Here is a 2,459-nt window from a genome sequence, read left to right as displayed (position 1 = left end):
TGTTCGTGGTTTCAGAACCAACACAGTGAACGCGAGCAACTGAGGACAAGCCCTCGGCCTATTAGTACCAGTCAACTCCACCCGTTACCAGGCTTCCATATCTGGCCTATCAACCCAGTCGTCTACTGGGAGCCTTACCCCATCAAGTGGGTGGGAGTCCTCATCTCGAAGCAGGCTTCCCGCTTAGATGCTTTCAGCGGTTATCCTTTCCGAACGTAGCCAACCAGCCATGCCCTTGGCAGAACAACTGGCACACCAGAGGTTCGTCCGTCCCGGTCCTCTCGTACTAGGGACAGCCCTTCTCAAGACTCCTACGCGCACAGCGGATAGGGACCGAACTGTCTCACGACGTTCTAAACCCAGCTCGCGTACCGCTTTAATGGGCGAACAGCCCAACCCTTGGGACCGACTCCAGCCCCAGGATGCGACGAGCCGACATCGAGGTGCCAAACCATCCCGTCGATATGGACTCTTGGGGAAGATCAGCCTGTTATCCCCGGGGTACCTTTTATCCGTTGAGCGACGGCGCTTCCACAAGCCACCGCCGGATCACTAGTCCCGACTTTCGTCCCTGCTCGACCCGTCAGTCTCACAGTCAAGCTCCCTTGTGCACTTACACTCAACACCTGATTACCAACCAGGCTGAGGGAACCTTTGGGCGCCTCCGTTACCCTTTGGGAGGCAACCGCCCCAGTTAAACTACCCATCAGACACTGTCCCTGATCCGGATCACGGACCCAGGTTAGACATCCAGCACGACCAGAGTGGTATTTCAACGACGACTCCCCCGATACTGGCGTACCGAGTTCACAGTCTCCCACCTATCCTACACAAGCCGAACCGAACACCAATATCAAACTGTAGTAAAGGTCCCGGGGTCTTTCCGTCCTGCTGCGCGAAACGAGCATCTTTACTCGTAGTGCAATTTCACCGGGCCTATGGTTGAGACAGTCGAGAAGTCGTTACGCCATTCGTGCAGGTCGGAACTTACCCGACAAGGAATTTCGCTACCTTAGGATGGTTATAGTTACCACCGCCGTTTACTGGCGCTTAAGTTCTCAGCTTCGCCCCACCGAAATGGAGCTAACCGGTCCCCTTAACGTTCCAGCACCGGGCAGGCGTCAGTCCGTATACATCGCCTTACGGCTTCGCACGGACCTGTGTTTTTAGTAAACAGTCGCTTCTCGCTGGTCTCTGCGGCCACCCCCAGCTCAGAGTGTAAAACTCGTCACCGGGTGTGGCCCCCCTTCTCCCGAAGTTACGGGGGCATTTTGCCGAGTTCCTTAACCATAGTTCACCCGAACGCCTCGGTATTCTCTACCTGACCACCTGAGTCGGTTTAGGGTACGGGCCGCCATGAAACTCGCTAGAGGCTTTTCTCGACAGCATAGGATCATCCACTTCACCACAATCGGCTCGGCATCAGGTCTCAGCCTCAATGTGCGACGGATTTACCTACCGCACGGCCTACACCCTTACCCCGGGACAACCACCGCCCGGGCTGGACTACCTTCCTGCGTCACCCCATCACTCACCTACTACCAGCTTGGGTCAGCGGCTCCACCACTCCCACCCACGCCAAAGGCGGAGGCAGGCGGCTTCACGGCCTTAGCATCACTGGATTCAATGTTTGGCGCTTCAAAGCGGGTACCGGAATATCAACCGGTTATCCATCGACTACGCCTGTCGGCCTCGCCTTAGGTCCCGACTTACCCTGGGCAGATCAGCTTGACCCAGGAACCCTTAGTCAATCGGCGCACACGTTTCTCACGTATGTATCGCTACTCATGCCTGCATTCTCACTCGTGAACCGTCCACCACTGCCTTCCGGCGCAGCTTCACCCGGCACACGACGCTCCCCTACCCATCACAGTCCCCGTTGGGGGTATCTACTGCAATGACACGACTTCGGCGGTACGCTTGAGCCCCGCTACATTGTCGGCGCGGAATCACTAGACCAGTGAGCTATTACGCACTCTTTCAAGGGTGGCTGCTTCTAAGCCAACCTCCTGGTTGTCTGTGCGACTCCACATCCTTTCCCACTTAGCGTACGCTTAGGGGCCTTAGTCGATGCTCTGGGCTGTTTCCCTCTCGACCATGGAGCTTATCCCCCACAGTCTCACTGCCGCGCTCTCACTTACCGGCATTCGGAGTTTGGCTAAGGTCAGTAACCCGGTAGGGCCCATCGCCTATCCAGTGCTCTACCTCCGGCAAGAAACACACGACGCTGCACCTAAATGCATTTCGGGGAGAACCAGCTATCACGGAGTTTGATTGGCCTTTCACCCCTAACCACAGGTCATCCCCCAGGTTTTCAACCCTGGTGGGTTCGGCCCTCCACGAAGTCTTACCTCCGCTTCAGCCTGCCCATGGCTAGATCACTCCGCTTCGGGTCTTGGGCGCGCTACTCAACCGCCCTATTCGGACTCGCTTTCGCTACGGCTTCCCCACACGGGTTA

1 rRNA gene (cut by a window edge) is annotated in these 2,459 nt (G+C 56.9%); it reads right to left on the bottom strand.

Going from position 1 to position 2,459, the window contains the following annotated elements:
* Positions 1-41: 41 nt before the first annotated feature.
* Positions 42-2,459, bottom strand: a 23S ribosomal RNA gene (locus IG74_RS0144095) (it continues 669 nt past the right edge of the window).

It is taken from the genome of Streptomyces sp. NRRL B-1347 (genome assembly GCF_000720325.1).
GTDB lineage: Bacteria > Actinomycetota > Actinomycetes > Streptomycetales > Streptomycetaceae > Streptomyces.
Note: the sequence above shows the minus strand (reverse complement) of the source record. Positions and strands in the feature narration are given on the sequence as shown.